Here is a 16,262-nt window from a genome sequence, read left to right on the forward strand (position 1 = left end):
GATGAAGCAGTTTATCCTATTCATCCGCAAAGAATTCTGGCATGTGTTCCGGGATCCTAAGACGATGCTCTTGCTCTTCGGAATGCCCATAGCTCAAATTGTGCTCTTTGGCTTTGCCCTCACCAATGAAATTAAGAATGTAAACATTGCTATAGTAGATCAGTCGGGCGATTGGGCTGCTCAGGAGCTCATTCAAAAAATTCAGGCCAATCGAAGTTTTTCTCAGGGATTGCTATTGAATAGTGAGGCTGAGGTGGAGGAAGCCTTTCGTCAGGCTAAGGTTAAGGTAGCGGTAATGATCCCGCCTAATTTTGGTTTAGATCGCCGTCGGCCCGAAGGCAGTCAGATTCAGATTATTGCCGATGCCTCGGATCCGAATACAGCCACCACCTTAACGAATTATGCTACCGCCATTATTCAGCATTATCAAAAATCCGATCTCCTGCCTGGTCAAGGGCCCTTGCAGATTGAAACCCAAACCAGGATGATCTACAATCCGGAATTGAAAGGAGCCACCAATTTTGTGCCGGGGGTAATGGCATTGGTGCTCTTCCTGGTGGGCGTATTAATGACCTCCGTAAGCATTGTGCGTGAGAAGGAAACTGGTACCATGGAAGTGCTACTGGTTTCACCCTTTAATCCCATCTTGGTGATCATCGCCAAAGCAGTGCCCTATTTCTTTTTATCACTGGTAAACCTTACGGTGATTTTGATTTTAAGTGTGCTGCTGATGGATATGGAGATCGCCGGAAGTTTAGGCCTGCTCTACCTTTCCAGCGCGCTTTTAATATTGACGGCCCTTTCACTGGGTCTGCTTATATCCAATTCTACCGCCTCGCAACAAACAGCCATGCTCATTTCCTTAATGGCGATGTTGCTGCCCACCGTAATGTTAACCGGATTTATGTTTCCCCTGGAAAATATGCCCTGGCCTTTACAGGTGATTTCCAATATCGTGCCTTCTAAATGGTATTACATCATTGTGCAGGCCATTATGATAAAGGGGCAAGGCTTGGCGTCCGTCTGGCGAGAGATGTTGGTTTTAATGGGGATGACTACCGTCTTTCTCACCCTGAGTATTCGCAAATTTAAAACCCGACTGGCATGAGAATTTTGAAGTTTCTCTTACAAAAGGAGTTTAAGCAGATCTTTCGCAACCGCAGTATTCTGGCGATGATCTTGATGATGCCGGTAGTGCAATTGCTGATCATGCCTTTGGCGGCTGATTATGAAATTAAGAACATTCATATCGCCCTGGTGGATCTCGATAAAAGTCCCTACTCAGAGGATTTACAAGAGGCCATATTAGCATCCGGCTATTTCATAAGTGTGGGTGATTTTAACAGCTTTGAAGAGGCTAATCAAGCATTTGAAAAAGGAACGGCGGATCTCATTCTCGAAATTCCCGCACATTTTGAGAAGGAGATTTTAGACTTTAAGAAGACTTCTCTAAACATCTCCGCCAATGCCATTAATGGCGTGAAAGCCACCGTGGGGAGTGCATATCTCAATCAGGTGATAAATCGTTTTGCCCAAAAATTACAGGCTAATATATCAGGTGGTATTCAGGTGGAAAGCCTGAACTGGTATAATCCCTTTTTAAATTATCAAGCCTTTATGGTGCCAGGGATATTGGTGCTATTGGTGACCATGGTGGGTGTTTATATGACCTCCCTCAATATTGTAAAGGAGAAAGAGGTGGGCACCATTGAACAGATCAATGTGAGTCCGATTAAGAAATACCATTTCATTTTGGGTAAGCTTATTCCTTTCTTGATCATTGGCTTCTTTGTTTTTAGTTTGGGCCTTTTTGGCGTAGCTCGATTGGTCTATGGCATTGTGCCCATCGGTTCCCTATTAGCTTTATATAGCTTCTTATTTCTGTATTTGATAGCCGTTTTGGGGATTGGGATGATGCTTTCTACTTATGCGGAAACCCAGCAACAAGCCATGTCTCTGGCATTCTTCATTATGATGATATTTATCTTGATGGGGGGCTTGTTTACGGCTATCGAAAGCATGCCGGAATGGGCCCAATGGGTCGCGGCTTTAAATCCGGTTACCTATTTTATTGAGGTGGTGCGTTTGGTGGTTTTGAAGGGCTCGGGCTTTAAGGATCTGTTACCACAGTTTGGGATTATTGCACTAATGGCCTTGATTTCCAATTCCTGGGCGATCTTAAATTATCGGAAAACTACCTAAGACCTGCTTTTGGATTTCTAAAAATCGCCTTGTATTTTCACCTCAGTTTCTGAGGTATGAGTAAATCTTACATCAAAGGATTTTTAAAGGATATTCTCCTGCATTTGATCGCCGAGAAGGGGGAGAGCTATGGCTATGAGCTTACGCGGATGGTGGAGGAGCGTACCCAAGGCATCATCAAATTAAATGAAGGAGCCTTATATCCGGTATTGCATAAACTGGAGGAGCAAGGGCTCTTGGTGTCTGTTTTTAAAACCGATGGGAGTCGGCCGCGTAAATATTATCGTTTGGCCGCCACCAAGGAGAGCAAGGAATTACTATCTGAAATGGAAAGTCAGGTCCAACTATATATCGGTGCCCTGGCCGCCATTTTTAAAAATGAGCAGGAATGGAAGAGCGCAGACTAAGTCAGGAAGAGCTTATTGAGATTTACGATTTATGCAAGCGTAAGGATATTCGTTATCTCGAATTGCGATTGGAATTGGTAGATCATATTGCCTCGCGGGTTGAGGAGCTGTGGCAAGAACAGCCCCAGTTAAGTTTCAAAGAGGCATTTCATAAGGTCTATAAATCCTTCGGCATATTCGGTTTGTCGAAGGTGGCAGAAGAACATGAAAAGGTGGTGACCCGACGCTTTTGGATTACAGTGTGGAAAGAATTAAAACTTTGGTTCAAAATACCACAGGTACTACTTACCCTTTTGATTTTTGGAACGCTCTATCTCCTAATGTTAAACTGGCCTGTATTAAGTCAGGTTATTTACGTGATCAACTATGTAGCCATCATTTCACTGGTCATTTATATTTTTCGGGAACGCCGTCAGATGTCTAAAACCCTGGGAGGCGATCAAAGTATGATCATGGGTAGCCTGTATCAATCGGGATGGTTGTTTTACCTGATCTATTTTACCCCATTCAATAATTGGATTCTCTTTAATCAAGATGGTTTTTTCAATCTACTCCTTACCGGCAAAGGCATACTAATCAATGCGCTCTTAAGTTTCTTTAGCGCTTTAACCATGGTCTGTAGTGCGAAGCTCCTGCGTATGGCTAAGAGTGAAACTGTATCGCTCTTAGAACGCCAATCTCATTTTCAGAGAACGGCACAAGCCTGAAATCTTAATTAATTTCCATATCCATTCCATGAATTTGAAATGCTGCAATTTCTTATGCATGCATAATTTTTATATCTTAGCGCAGCTTCAAAATAAAAGCGCTTGAAACCCGAAGAAACAGTTGATTTTCACATCAAACGTACCTGGCAAAGTATCGCCAAGATGTACAATGAAGTAGCCGCCGGATACGGAGCCACCATGGCCACCGGATATGTGCTACTCAATATAGATAAAGAATTAGGGACCCCCAGTACTGCTCTGGGCCCCAAAATGGGAATGGAGGCCACCAGCTTCTCTCGCATTTTAAAGAGCATGGAAGAAAAAGGACTGATTGAACGAAAGCCAAATCCGGCGGACGGGAGATCTGTCCTCGTTTTTTTAACCCCTTTCGGGATTGAGAAACGCCGTGATGCCAAAGCAGCTGTTATTGGATTTAATCAGCAGGTTTTTGATCGGTTTAACCCTTCCGAATTGGAGACCTTCTTTAAGGTGATCACCGGAATTGAAACCATGCTGCAGGAGAATAAACTCGCAACTCAAGAACTAAAGTAATTGTATGAAAAAAACTATTAAACACGCAACGGTAATCGGCTCCGGAATTATGGGAAGTCAGATTGCTTGTCATTTGGCCAATATTGGTGTGCGTGTACTTTTGCTCGACATTGTTCCGCGCGAATTAAACGAAAGAGAAGAAAAAGCAGGACTTAGTTTGGAAGACAAGGCCGTGCGCAACCGGATTGTAAATGAAAGCCTGACTAAGGCAGTGAAGATGAATCCGGCTCCTCTTTTTGATAAGGCTTATGCCTCCCGAATTGAAACCGGTAACCTCGATGATGATTTGGCGAAGATTGCCAAAACCGATTGGATCATCGAAGTAGTGGTAGAGCGCTTGGATATCAAGCAAGGCTTATTTGAAAAGGTAGAGCAGTACCGCAAGCCGGGAACCTTTATCTCTTCCAATACTAGTGGAATTCCTATTCACCTAATGACGGAAGGTCGTAGTGAGGATTTCCAGAAATTCTTCCTGGGAACTCACTTCTTTAATCCGCCCCGTTATTTGGAATTATTGGAGATTATTCCAACCCCAAAGACGGATCCAGAGGTAGTGGATTTCTTCATGCACTATGGCGATCGCTTCTTGGGGAAAACTACCGTGCTCTGTAAGGATACTCCCGCTTTTATCGCTAACCGGGTAGGCATTTTCGCCATTATGGACCTCTTCCATAAGGTGGGAGAAATGGGCCTGAGTGTAGAGGATATCGATAAACTTACCGGACCGCTGATTGGTCGTCCAAAATCTGCCACCTTCCGTACTGCGGATGTTGTGGGTTTAGATACCTTAATTCACGTGGCCAATGGCTTAGCTCAAGCAGTTCCTCATGACGAGAAGCAAGAGGTGTTTAAACTACCGGGCTTCTTGCGAAAAATGCAGGAAAACAATTGGTTAGGTTCCAAAACCGGTCAGGGTTTTTATAAGAAAGTAAAAGGTGAGGATGGTAAGTCGGAGATCTTGTCTCTCGATTTGGATACCTTAGAATATACTCCTCAAAAGCGTAGCAAATTCGCCACCCTCGAGCTCACTAAAACTATCGACGATGTGCGTGAGCGCTGGAAAGTGTTAATTGGTGGCAAGGATAAAGCCGGTGAATTTTACCGTCGTTCTGTAGCCGGAGTTATGGCTTATGCGGCTAATCGTATTCCAGAAATTGCAGATGACTTATTCCGCATTGATCAAGGTATGCGCGCTGGTTTTGGCTGGAAACATGGTCCCTTTGAAATTTGGGATGCTATTGGATTCGAGAAGGGAATTAAACTGATTGAAGCCGAAGGATTGAGCCTGGCTCCCTGGGTGAAAGAAATGCAAGCCGCCGGACATACTTCCTTCTATAGCGTGAAGGAAGGTCAGGGCTACTATTACAATATTGGCGATAAGAGCTATCAGGCTTTACCTGGTGGAAAGAGCTTTATCGTATTGGATCATATCCGCCCCAGCAAAACAGTATGGAAGAATAAGGAATGCGCCATTGAAGATCTTGGTGATGGAATCCTCAATATTGAGTTCCGCTCCAAAATGAATTCCTTAGGTAGTGGAGTTTTAGCCGGTATCAATAAGGGTATTGAGCTGGCCGAGCAGGATTATCAAGGTGTGGTGATCTCCAACCAAGGGGATAATTTCTCCGTGGGTGCCAACCTGGCGATGATCTTTATGATGGCCATCGAGCAGGAGTATGACGAACTAAACTTCGCAATTAAGTACTTCCAGGATACCATGATGCGGGTGCGTTATTCTTCCATTCCTGTGGTGGTAGCTCCTCATCAAATGACTTTGGGAGGCGGTTGTGAGATGTCGCTTCACGCGGATGCGGTACAAGCTGCAGCCGAAACTTATATTGGATTGGTTGAGTTTGGAGTAGGTGTAATTCCTGGTGGTGGTGGTACCAAGGAATTGACTCGCAGAGCCGGACTTCGTTACGTAAAAGATGATATTGAAACCAATGCCTATCGTGAGAATTTATTCAGAATCGGTCAGGCGCAGGTAGCTAAGTCGGCCAAAGAAGCCTTTGATATGGGCTTATTTGTAGAAGGTCGGGATGGCATTTCCATGAACCGTCATCGTTTAATTGCCGATGCCAAGGAACGTGCCCTGGCTTTAGCGGAAACCGGCTATCAAATGCCTATCCGCGAACGCGATATTAAGGTATTAGGTCGCCAGGCCTTAGGAATGTTTACCGTAGGTGCCCACACCATGTTAGAAGGGGGCTATATCACCGAGCATGAAAAGAAAATGGTAGAGAAACTCGCTTACGTTATGAGTGGCGGAGACCTTTCGGAACCCACATTCGTGTCGGAGCAATACCTCCTGGACCTCGAACGTGAAGCCTTCCTAAGCCTCTGCACCGAAAAGAAAACTTTGGAGCGCATCCAACATATGTTAAAGACTGGGAAGCCCTTGAGGAATTAGTGGAGAGAATCTAGAATCTAGAGTTTAGACTATAGACTTTAGACGATAGATAATAGAGATAGATCCTGATAATGCATCGATTTAAGAATTTAAAAGTTTGGCAAAAAGCAATGGAATTAGCAGAGCGCGTATTTGTGTTAACCCGAGATTTTCCTGAGGAGGAGAAGTTTGGTTTGATAGCGCAAATCAGGCGTTCGGCGGTTTCAGTTCCTTCCAATATTGCGGAGGGAGCAGGACGGAATTCCAATCAAGACTTTGCCCGCTTTTTAAATATTGCGAATGGGTCTATTAATGAACTTGAAACACAATTATTATTGGCAGAGCGCTTAGGCTTTGTTGAAAAGGACAAGCTCGAAGAAACACTAAGCTTAGTAGCCGAAGTTCAAAAGATGAACTATGCTATGACCAAAAGACTAAAAAATGAATCGGGTTTAGGATCTGTCTAGATTCTAAGCTCTAAACTCTAAAATCTTTCAAATGAACGCATACATAGTAGCCGCAAAACGTACTGCCGTAGGTAAAGCTCCTCGGGGTGTATTTCGATTTACGCGTCCGGATAATTTGGCGGGCACCTTAATTCGGGAAATCCTGAAGGATATGCCCCAATTGGATAAGGAACGCATTGACGATGTGATCGTTGGGAATGCTATGCCCGAGGCCGAACAAGGAATGAACATGGGACGCCTGGTCTCTTTGATGGGATTGGATACGGTGAAAGTTCCTGGAGCTACCGTAAACCGCTGGTGTGCCAGTGGATTGGAGTCGATTGCCATTGCCTCCGCTAAGATTCACGCGGGTATCGCTGATTGCATTATCGCCGGTGGGGTAGAAAGCATGAGCTATGTTCCTATGGGGGGGTATAAGGTGGTGCCTAGCTATGAATTAGCCAAACAGCATGCCGACTATTACAATAATATGGGGCTTACTGCCGAAGCGGTGGCTCAACAGTATAAGGTTTCGCGTGAGGATCAAGATCAATTTGGATACGAATCCCACATGAAGGCCTTAAATGCTATCGCAGAAGGTCGCTTTAAAGATGATATTGTGCCTATTGAGGTGGAGGAAATCTACCTGGATGAAAATGAAAAACGTCAGGTGCGAACCTATACAGTGGATACAGATGAAGGTCCTCGCAAGGGAACTAATGTAGAAGCCATGGCAAAATTACGCCCGGTATTCGCGGCGCGTGGCTCTGTTACTGCAGGTAACTCTTCACAGATGAGTGATGGGGCGGCCTTTGTGGTAGTGATGAGCGAGAAAATGGTAAATGAACTAGGATTGAAGCCCATTGCCCGCTTATTGAATTATCAGGTGGTTGGCGTTGAGCCTCGCGTTATGGGTATTGGTCCGGTGGAGGCTATTCCCAAGGCCTTGAAGGCGGCAGGCATGAAAAAGGATGATATTGATTTGATCGAATTGAATGAAGCCTTTGCCTCACAGTCCTTAGCAGTAATTCGCGAATTGGATTTGGACCCATCCAAAGTAAATGTAAATGGCGGGGCCATCGCGATGGGGCACCCCTTAGGTTGTACTGGTGCTAAATTATCGGTACAGATCTTTAATGAATTGAAAAAGCGGGATCAGAAATACGGCATGGTGACCATGTGCGTAGGCGAAGGTCAAGGTGCCGCGGGCATTTACGAACTTTTATAGAACCAAGAATACGCTGATTTGTAGGAAACCCGGGCTTGAGATACCCGGGTTTTTTTATGCTTTGTAAAAAATAATTGCCGGTACCTGTCCCTTTTGATAGCTCATCTCCGTATTAGCTAATACAAGAATCAAAATCTCTTACAATGAAGAAATTAGTATTAGCTCTATTAAGCGTTTTTAGCTTAAGCGTGGCTGCCCAATCTACCCTTACGGTTACCGTAACGGACAATGGTGCACCCGCACATGGCGTGAATGTATTTTACTATAGTTCGGACGCAAAGTTCTTTGCCAATGGCGCAGCTGCTGGCCCTACTATTGAAAATTTCGATTACCCTCTCTTTACCAGTGGTAACGGTGTAGCCACCTTTAACCTTTGGAATGTAAGCGCGGGTGATACTGTGTTTTATGCTACCAAAGATTGTAATGGCAATGTAATCTGGGGTGCAAGTATTTTACCTTCAGCTGGTGCCAGCATCACTGGTACTTTAGCATTAAGTTGCTTACCTGGTGATTGCGATGCGATTTTCAGAACGGATTCTTTCCCCGGTGGAATGATCCTGGTGGAAGCGTATCCTTTAATGGAATACAGTCAAACCAGTTTACCTACTAACGGTCAAAGCATGTGGACCGTAAATGGAACTAGTTCTACTGGTTTCCCCGCTGCAAACTATGATAGTATTTCATTTTTCGGTGCTGTTAGTCCGTTTACCCTTACCTATTCCCGTGTAGATAGTGTATGTTCTCCAATAACCTATACCTATTCTGGAAACGGCGGTGGCGGTACAGTGGTAACCTGTAACGCAGACTTTACAGCCGATACCGTAGGTGCGTCTCCTGCTGGTTATACCATGATGTATCGTGATGCTTCTACTACCAATGGTACTATTATTAATTACAACTGGCAGTTTGGTGATGGAACCGTTGCTTCGGGTCCCAATGCAATTGCTCCTACCCATACTTATAGCAGTACTGGTAATTATGCTATTTGCTTAAACATTACTTCCGTTTTAGGTAATGATACCTGTACTTCTACTTTCTGCGATAGCGTGTATGTAGGTGGAAGCACCGGTGGCGGTGGTACTCCCATTATGTGTAATGCTTACTATATGGTAGATACACTTAACTCAGGTTTATTCCAAAATCAGTTGATCATTTGGGAAAGTTCTTACTCTAACGGAACCATTCTTAGCTATAGCTGGGACTTCGGTGACGGAACCACTATTAATGCTCAGTACCCAAGTCATACTTATGCCAATACAGGAGTGTACAATGTATGCTTAACCATTACGGCTGTAGACGCTCAAGGAGACTCTTGCATGAGTACTTTCTGTGACTCTATCGGATTCGATTCAAATGGTAACCTGGTATACAAAGGTCAAACTGGTGGATTTACCATCAATGTAATTGATCCTGCTACCGTTGGATTAGAAGAAAATTTGCTTGATGAAAGCTTAGCGATGTATCCTAACCCTGCTAATGAGAAGGTGACCCTGAGCTGGGATCCTGCTTTGAAGGTGGAAAATGTATCGGTATTATCCTTAGCCGGTCAAGAAGTGCTTAGTGTTAGTCCTTCTGAAGCAGCTAGCTTAGAGATTAACGATCTTCCCCGCGGAGCTTACCTGGTGCGTGTTCATGCCGCAACCGCCAGCAAAACGCTTCGATTGATCGTACACTAAAATCATCAGCCCTTGGAAAGAAGGCGTCCCGGGATAACCGGGGCGCTTTTTCCATAGCTGGGCATTTGGGTCAAGGTTGTGAACACGAGATGTATATTTTGAAAAGGTCAGAGCCGAAGGGCATTGTTAATTTTAAGCCGCCAATTCAAATATGATCTCTAAAACTCAGGCCAGAGTTGAGGTTTGTCGGAAAAACAAAATGACATTCCTTAACTTGGAATAGAATGGATAGGAAGCTGACCAAAATAATTAGTCAATGTCGGAAGAATGATCGGCAGGCGCAGTTTGATTTGTATCATCACTGCTTTGACTATCTATTGGCCATTTGTTTCCGCTATAAAAAGCAAAGAGAAGACGCAGTCTCCTTACTCAATGACGCTTTTTTAAAAATATTATTGAACCTGGATTCCTATGATGAGAAACAGGATTTCTTGCCCTGGATATCCAGTATAACGGTGCGAACTGCTATTGATGAATATCGTCGCGAAAAGCGGTATAAAGAGCAAACGGATTTGAAAGAAACGGATGCTGAATTAGAAGAACCCCATTTAAATCCCGGACTGGTTAAGGTGGTCGATGAAATGTCGGCCGAGGAAGTTAAGGAGTTGATTTATCACTTACCAGAACCCGAACGAATGGTGTTTGTCCTCTACGAATGGGAGGGCTATCAGCATAAGGAAATAGCTTCTAAACTCGATTGCTCAGAACGGAGCTCCAAGCGCTATTTAAATAAAGCCAAAGAGCTGCTACGAAGAGAACTCAGCCATAAACAAGCATTAAAGAAAGTGATCTGATGGCCGATTGGGATAAATTAAAAGATAAAATTGGTGCAAATGCCGATGGTCCGACCCCTGCGGACTGGGAGGCTATGCAGGCGAAAATTGCAGCCCAGCCGGCTTTAACTCCGGCTGCCTCAAAAAATATTTGGTTTAGCTGGCTGGTTGCCGGATTAATTGGCTTAATGATAGGCATGGGTTCCTGGTATTTCTGGCCGCACTCTTCAGGGGAGAGTGTAGTTGGAAATAGTGACTCTAGCCTGGAATCTCCAGTTCAAAATAATTCAAAACAAACTACTGTGGGAATACCTGATGCCGACCGAGATGTAGAAAGGCAGGAAGGACCAAGCATGGGATCGTCTGAATTAGAGATTGATCCAAACCTGAAGGAAGAAGGACAGGAGTCAGGTTATTCCGCAGTAGCTTTTAGTCCTGAAGGGGAAACTCAAGACGAGGTGGCTGATCAGGCAGAAGCTGCAGTTGCTGCTATGGATGTACAAAATGGCGAAAGCACGCCAAGCGTATATGAAAGCAATAATCCGCCCTCTTCTGAAAAAGCCAATGAAACAGAGGAACCCCTAAATGAAGAGGTTCAGGGAAAACCTTTTGAAAAAAGTGCTGCTTCCTCTGAAATTGAGGGTAAGCCTGAATTGAATTCTGATGAAACTCTGACAAATCTGGATTTAAATCGGGAATTTAATACAGCTCATTCGGACGACAAGTCTGAGAAGGATTCACAAATGGCAGGTAATTCTTTAGATGATGAAGAATCTGCTGAGCCTACAAAGATTTCCCAAGCGGAAAAGGCTGAGGATGCCGAAGAACCGCTTCTTGCTCCCGATGAGGAAGATGAAGAGTTTATACGCAGAGAAAGTGGCTTTGAATTGAATCGCATTAGTGTATTAACTGGAGTTCAAAATGATTTGAAGTCCAATTCACTTTGGGCCTATGGTGCATCGGCAGAATTACAATGGCAAAAGCGACATCAATTCTTCAGCTTAGGTCTCGGATATTATAGGGTGGAACAGCCTTATTCTATAAATGTGCCATCGCAAAAAATGCGAATTGATAGCATCTGGCAAACCAATATTCAGGACCGCGAGGTAATTGAAGTGAGTCGCCAATGGGTTATTGATTCCTTTCAGGCCGGGCACTATGTCTATGATACAACGCGTAGAATCGTTAGTGACACTACAATTAATTTAAGTGTAGATACAAACCAATACCTGACGAATATCGTAAACCAAAGAGTAAGGGCTTATTATTATGCCGAACTGCCACTATTGTATGGTTACCAAATGGGTAAAGGCAATTGGCAGTTTCAACTGGCCGGAGGGCTGGCATTACAACAGGTTTTGGCCTATTCCGAAGATGAAAGCGGTAGTCAATCCCTATTTGGAATGAGCGCCTTATTACAACCTGGTGCGAGCTGGCGATTTAGTGATCGTTGGTCAGTTCTGGGACGCGTACAGCTTCGCTATCCTCTGCAACAAGATTTTGTGCTGTACAACAGGAATGAATTACGGTATTCTTTCCAGTTGGGTGTATCCTACCACTGGTAAGGATTTGTAGATTACACAAAGGATACTCTGCAATGGAGGTGCTTCTTGTAAAAGGGGCACCTTTATTTTTTTGAAAAAGCTCGATCATAAACTATGCATGCATAGTAAATTTTAGTATTTTTGGGCAAATCCAAAAAAATTCTCGCAATGGCAGATGTCGATACTAAGTCCTTTTTAAAGGGTGGCGAATTTCTAATTCGTGAGGTAAGCAGTGATGAAATCTTTATTCCGGAAGAGTTTTCAGAAGAACAGAAGATGATGGCTCAGGCCACTTCCGATTTTATCGATAAGGAAGTTGCTCCGGAACGCGAGCGATTCGAAAGCAAGGATTATAAGTTTACCGAAGACATCATGAAGAAGGCTGGCCAATTAGGCTTGCTGGGAATTAGCGTGCCAGAAGAGTATGGCGGTCTGGGAATGGATTTTAATACCTCCATGTTGGTCTGCGATCGTATTTCAGGTATATCAGGTTCCTTGTCCACCGCCTACGGTGCGCATACCGGAATCGGTACTCTGCCCATCTTACTCTATGGAACAGAGGAGCAAAAGCAAAAGTACCTGCCAGGACTAGCCACCGGCGAATTAATGGGAGCCTATTGCTTGACGGAGCCGGGAGCAGGATCAGATGCCAATAGCGGTAAAACCAAAGCCGAATTAAGTGCAGATGGTAAGAGCTATAAAATCAATGGACAGAAGATTTGGATTTCAAACGCGGGTTTTGCGGATGTCTTTACAGTATTTGCCCGCATTGAAGACGATAAATATTTAACTGCTTTTATTGTAGAGAAGGGTAATCCCGGAATGTCATTCGGGGAAGAAGAGAATAAATTGGGTATTCGTGCCAGCTCCACTCGTCAGGTATTCTTCAATGACTGCGAAGTGGCAGTTGGAGATATGTTAGGGGAGCGTAATGGTGGATTTAAAATTGCCATGAACGCCCTTAATTACGGTCGTATCAAATTATCAGTAGCTTGTTTGGACGCCGCCCGTCGGGTTACTACTCACGCGGTATCTTATGCCAACGAGCGTAAACAATTCGGAACTTCTATTTCCACTTTTGGCGCTATCCAGCAAAAGCTGGCAGACATGGCTACCCGTACCTGGGTTTCGGAATCAGCGACCTATCGTGCTGGCCAAGATGTAGAAAATAATATTGCTCGCTTGATGGAAGCCGGAATGGATCAAGGCGAAGCGAAATTGAAAGGAGTAGAGGAATTCGCTATTGAATGCGCCATTTTGAAAGTATTAGGATCCGAAGCGGGAAGCTTTGTTTCGGATGAAGGTCTGCAGATTTACGGTGGTATGGGCTATAGTGCCGATGCGCCATTAGAAGCGGCTTATCGCGATATGCGCATTGCTCGTATCTATGAAGGTACCAATGAGATCAATCGCCTGCATTCGGTTGCGATGTTGCTTAAGAAGGCCTTAAAAGGAGAGCTCGACTTAATGAGTCCAGCCATGGCTGTGGCCAATGAATTAATGGAGATTCCCTCTTTCGATACGCCAGATGAGGATATCCTTTTTGCTGAAGAGAAAGAAAGCATTTTTAAATTGAAGAAGTCTATTTTGATGGTTGCTGGTAAAGCGGTAGAGACCTTTGGAATGGATCTGGAAGCGGAGCAGGAGATTATTATGAATGCAGCCGATATGATTATCGAAGTATATGCTGCAGAGTCTGCTTTATTGAGAGCAGAGAAATTAGCAAAACAAAAAGGTGAGGAAGCGGTAAAAGTGGAAATTTCCATGGCCCGTTTATACCTGCACTGGGCCCAGGAAGCTGTGGCCAATAAAGGACGTGAAGCTATTTACAGCTTTATTGAAGGAGATGAGCAACGTATGATGTTGATCGGTTTAAAGCGCTTTACTAAGCCTGCTAATCCGGTAAACGTTAAAGCATTACGTCGCGAAATCGCCGCTAAAGTTATCGATTCGAATAGGTACCCTTTCTAGTATACTTTTTCATAAACAATGGGTATCTAAGCCTCTGCTTCGCGCGGAGGCTTTTTTTTTTATCCTTTATTAAATGTCGGTTCAACACTTAATTGCTAAATTGATATATCTTTGCTAAATAGGTATATTAAAATGGAGGAAAGAGTTTGTCCAAATTGCGGAGGAGAAGAGTCCACTAAAAGTGGAATTGTTAAAGGTCGACAACGCTACCGCTGTAAGAACTGCAAATACCATTTCACCGTTTCTCGCCTGGGGAAAAAGATTGATGATTATTACGTAACCAAGGCCTTGCAGCTTTATTTAGAGGGCCTTTCATATCGGGAGATTGAACGCATTTTAGGCGTTTCACACGTAAGTGTAATAAACTGGGTACGTCAACATAAAGTGAAACGACCGATGAACTCGAATTACCATCCTACCTATCGCATTTTAACCCACGATGAACTAATCAAGTTTTACCAGAACGCTGCCAACTTGAAAGGAGCGGGGATGGTTTTAACCGAATTGGGTGATAAATACATGCTTATTCGCTGGGAGCGTTTCAGAGACTGATACTTAGCGCATCGATATTGTATTCTTTAGCGAAAAACTATACCATTTTTCATTCTGAAAGAGATTTGTAGAACCTTGGCAATACCAAAGCGCGAAGCTATGGTACCCATAACCAAACTCTTAGACGATGAAAAAAACATTACTCTTAGTGCTGCTTTTGATAGGCTCAGGTTCGCTAATGGCACAAGGTTTTGCCGATTATAATGGCGGACTTAAGGTGAAGCTAAACGAAGATGGCTCTAAGTATTTCCGACTATTAACCTGGCATCAGGTATGGTTGCGCTACAATCAAAACAATGAAGGTAGCTTGCGCGCTGGCGCTCCTCAGGATGCGACCACCGATGTGGGTTTGCGTCGTTCACGCTTTCTGATGTTTAGTCAGCTTAATAAGCGTTTCTTAATTGTTACCCATTTCGGAATTAACAACCAAAACGCAGTGAGCGGCGGTTATTTGGGTATTGATGGCAAGAAGCCTCAGCTCTATATGCACGATGCCTGGGTAGACTATACCGTAATCCCAAAATATTTAAATCTGGGTGGTGGCTTGCATTATTGGAATGGCTTAAGCCGGATGACCAATGCCTCTACCTTAAACTTAATGGCTTATGATGCCCCGATCTTAAACTGGGCTACCATTGAAGCCACTGATCAATTTGCACGTAAACTGGGCATCTTCGCTAAAGGTAAGATTGGCAAATTGGCCTATCAAGTGGCGGTGAACGATCCTTTCGAAACTAATACCGCTGGTGCTATTGCGGTAGATCGCGCCAATTACAATCCTCAAAACAGTGCTAAAGTATATGAGGGGTATTTTCAGTATGAGTTTTTCGATGCCGAAGGAAACCTTTTGCCCTACCGTGTTGGTACTTATTTAGGTACCAAAAAGGTGTTCAATATCGGAGCGGGATTCATGAGTAATCCTGATGCCATGTGGTATACCAATACTGCGGGCGATACTGTAACCAGCGGAATGAATCTCTTTTCTGTGGATGCCTTCTTGGACTTACCCTTGAAAAATGGCGGGGCCCTAACCGCTTATGCGGCTGGTTACTTCAATGATTTCGGTCCTAATAATGTACGTAGCATTGGTATCCTAAATCCCGCGGATGGTTCTACCATTAGTGCAGGTTTACGCGGAAACTCTTTCCCCACTTTAGGAACCGGAACCAGCATCTATACCCAGCTAGGTTATATGTTGCCTAAAAAGCGCGATGACCTGATCTGGCAACCCTATGTAGCTCTGATCTACAATGACTTTGAAGGGGTGCAAGATTCCAATGGCGATAAGGTGCCGGTAAGTGTTTTCGACTTAGGTCTGAACATGTACATGGCTGGGCACCATTCTAAATTGACCCTCAATTACCGCAGTCGTCCGGATTTCACTAATGCCGACGATGTGACCCGAAAATCGGAGATCACCCTGCAAGCAATGATTTATCTATAAGGAGCAAAGATTCTGGAGTGATCGAATGCGGAGGCAGGCCAATTTATCACCTGCTTCTCATTTAACTCCAATCGGCTCTGCCAAAAAATTCTAATACTTAATTAGCATGAAAGATCACACCGAAGCGCATAAATACTGGCGCGAAAACCTCAAGCTCCTTGCTATATTATTAAGCATTTGGTTCCTGGTGTCCTATGGGGCCGGAATCATCTTCGTCGATTTCCTTAATCAGTTCCATATCGGCGGATTCCCGCTAGGGTTCTGGTTTGCACAACAGGGATCCATCATCACATTCGTGATTTTGATCTTCGTTTATGTTCGGAAAATGAATAAGCTCGATGCCAAATACGGCTATACCGAGGAATAATCTA

15 protein-coding genes are annotated in these 16,262 nt (G+C 44.1%); all 15 read left to right on the plus strand.

The window, feature by feature from the left end:
- Position 1: 1 nt before the first annotated feature.
- Entirely contained in the window at positions 2–1,108 is a 1,107-nt protein-coding gene (locus tag ACO05P_RS16560) for an ABC transporter permease (protein WP_421752584.1), read from the plus strand.
- Entirely contained in the window at positions 1,105–2,202 is a 1,098-nt protein-coding gene (locus ACO05P_RS16565) for an ABC transporter permease (RefSeq protein WP_421752586.1), read from the plus strand. Before ACO05P_RS16560 ends, ACO05P_RS16565 begins: the two co-directional genes overlap by 4 nt.
- A gap of 56 nt (positions 2,203–2,258) precedes the next feature.
- Positions 2,259–2,609, plus strand: a complete 351-nt coding sequence (locus ACO05P_RS16570) for a PadR family transcriptional regulator (protein WP_421752588.1) — start codon at positions 2,259–2,261, stop codon at positions 2,607–2,609.
- A complete protein-coding gene (locus ACO05P_RS16575) occupies positions 2,591–3,316 on the plus strand; it encodes a hypothetical protein (RefSeq protein ID WP_421752591.1) in 726 nt (241 codons plus the stop codon). Before ACO05P_RS16570 ends, ACO05P_RS16575 begins: the two co-directional genes overlap by 19 nt.
- Positions 3,317–3,418: 102 nt before the next feature.
- The gene (locus ACO05P_RS16580) at positions 3,419–3,868 is read left to right on the plus strand and encodes a MarR family winged helix-turn-helix transcriptional regulator (protein WP_421752593.1); all 450 of its coding nucleotides are present in this window, start codon (positions 3,419–3,421) and stop codon (positions 3,866–3,868) included.
- Between the two features lie 4 nt (positions 3,869–3,872).
- The gene (locus ACO05P_RS16585; RefSeq protein ID WP_421752595.1) at positions 3,873–6,278 is read left to right on the plus strand and encodes a 3-hydroxyacyl-CoA dehydrogenase NAD-binding domain-containing protein; all 2,406 of its coding nucleotides are present in this window, start codon (positions 3,873–3,875) and stop codon (positions 6,276–6,278) included.
- Between the two features lie 71 nt (positions 6,279–6,349).
- Positions 6,350–6,724, plus strand: coding sequence for a four helix bundle protein (locus tag ACO05P_RS16590; protein WP_421752597.1), 375 nt, complete (start codon positions 6,350–6,352; stop codon positions 6,722–6,724).
- 31 nt (positions 6,725–6,755) lie between these two features.
- A complete protein-coding gene (locus tag ACO05P_RS16595) occupies positions 6,756–7,931 on the plus strand; it encodes an acetyl-CoA C-acyltransferase (RefSeq protein WP_421752598.1) in 1,176 nt (391 codons plus the stop codon).
- Positions 7,932–8,074: 143 nt separating this feature from the next.
- The gene (locus ACO05P_RS16600) at positions 8,075–9,607 is read left to right on the plus strand and encodes a PKD domain-containing protein (protein WP_421752599.1); all 1,533 of its coding nucleotides are present in this window, start codon (positions 8,075–8,077) and stop codon (positions 9,605–9,607) included.
- Positions 9,608–9,831: 224 nt separating this feature from the next.
- A complete protein-coding gene (locus ACO05P_RS16605) occupies positions 9,832–10,401 on the plus strand; it encodes an RNA polymerase sigma factor (RefSeq protein ID WP_421752601.1) in 570 nt (189 codons plus the stop codon).
- The gene (locus ACO05P_RS16610; RefSeq protein ID WP_421752603.1) at positions 10,401–11,945 is read left to right on the plus strand and encodes a hypothetical protein; all 1,545 of its coding nucleotides are present in this window, start codon (positions 10,401–10,403) and stop codon (positions 11,943–11,945) included. The genes ACO05P_RS16605 and ACO05P_RS16610 overlap by 1 nt, the downstream gene beginning before the upstream one ends.
- Before the next feature lie 147 nt (positions 11,946–12,092).
- A complete protein-coding gene (locus ACO05P_RS16615) occupies positions 12,093–13,895 on the plus strand; it encodes an acyl-CoA dehydrogenase family protein (protein WP_421752605.1) in 1,803 nt (600 codons plus the stop codon).
- 132 nt (positions 13,896–14,027) lie between these two features.
- Entirely contained in the window at positions 14,028–14,447 is a 420-nt protein-coding gene (locus ACO05P_RS16620) for a transposase-like zinc-binding domain-containing protein (protein WP_421752607.1), read from the plus strand.
- A gap of 127 nt (positions 14,448–14,574) precedes the next feature.
- Positions 14,575–15,891 carry a hypothetical protein gene (locus ACO05P_RS16625; RefSeq protein ID WP_421752608.1) on the plus strand — a complete coding sequence of 439 codons (1,317 nt, stop codon included), beginning with the start codon at positions 14,575–14,577 and terminating at the stop codon, positions 15,889–15,891.
- Between the two features lie 106 nt (positions 15,892–15,997).
- Positions 15,998–16,258, plus strand: coding sequence for a DUF4212 domain-containing protein (locus ACO05P_RS16630; RefSeq protein WP_421752610.1), 261 nt, complete (start codon positions 15,998–16,000; stop codon positions 16,256–16,258).
- Positions 16,259–16,262 lie beyond the last annotated feature (4 nt).

This window comes from Croceimicrobium sp. (assembly GCF_965228705.1).
Taxonomy (GTDB): Bacteria; Bacteroidota; Bacteroidia; order Flavobacteriales; family Schleiferiaceae; genus Croceimicrobium.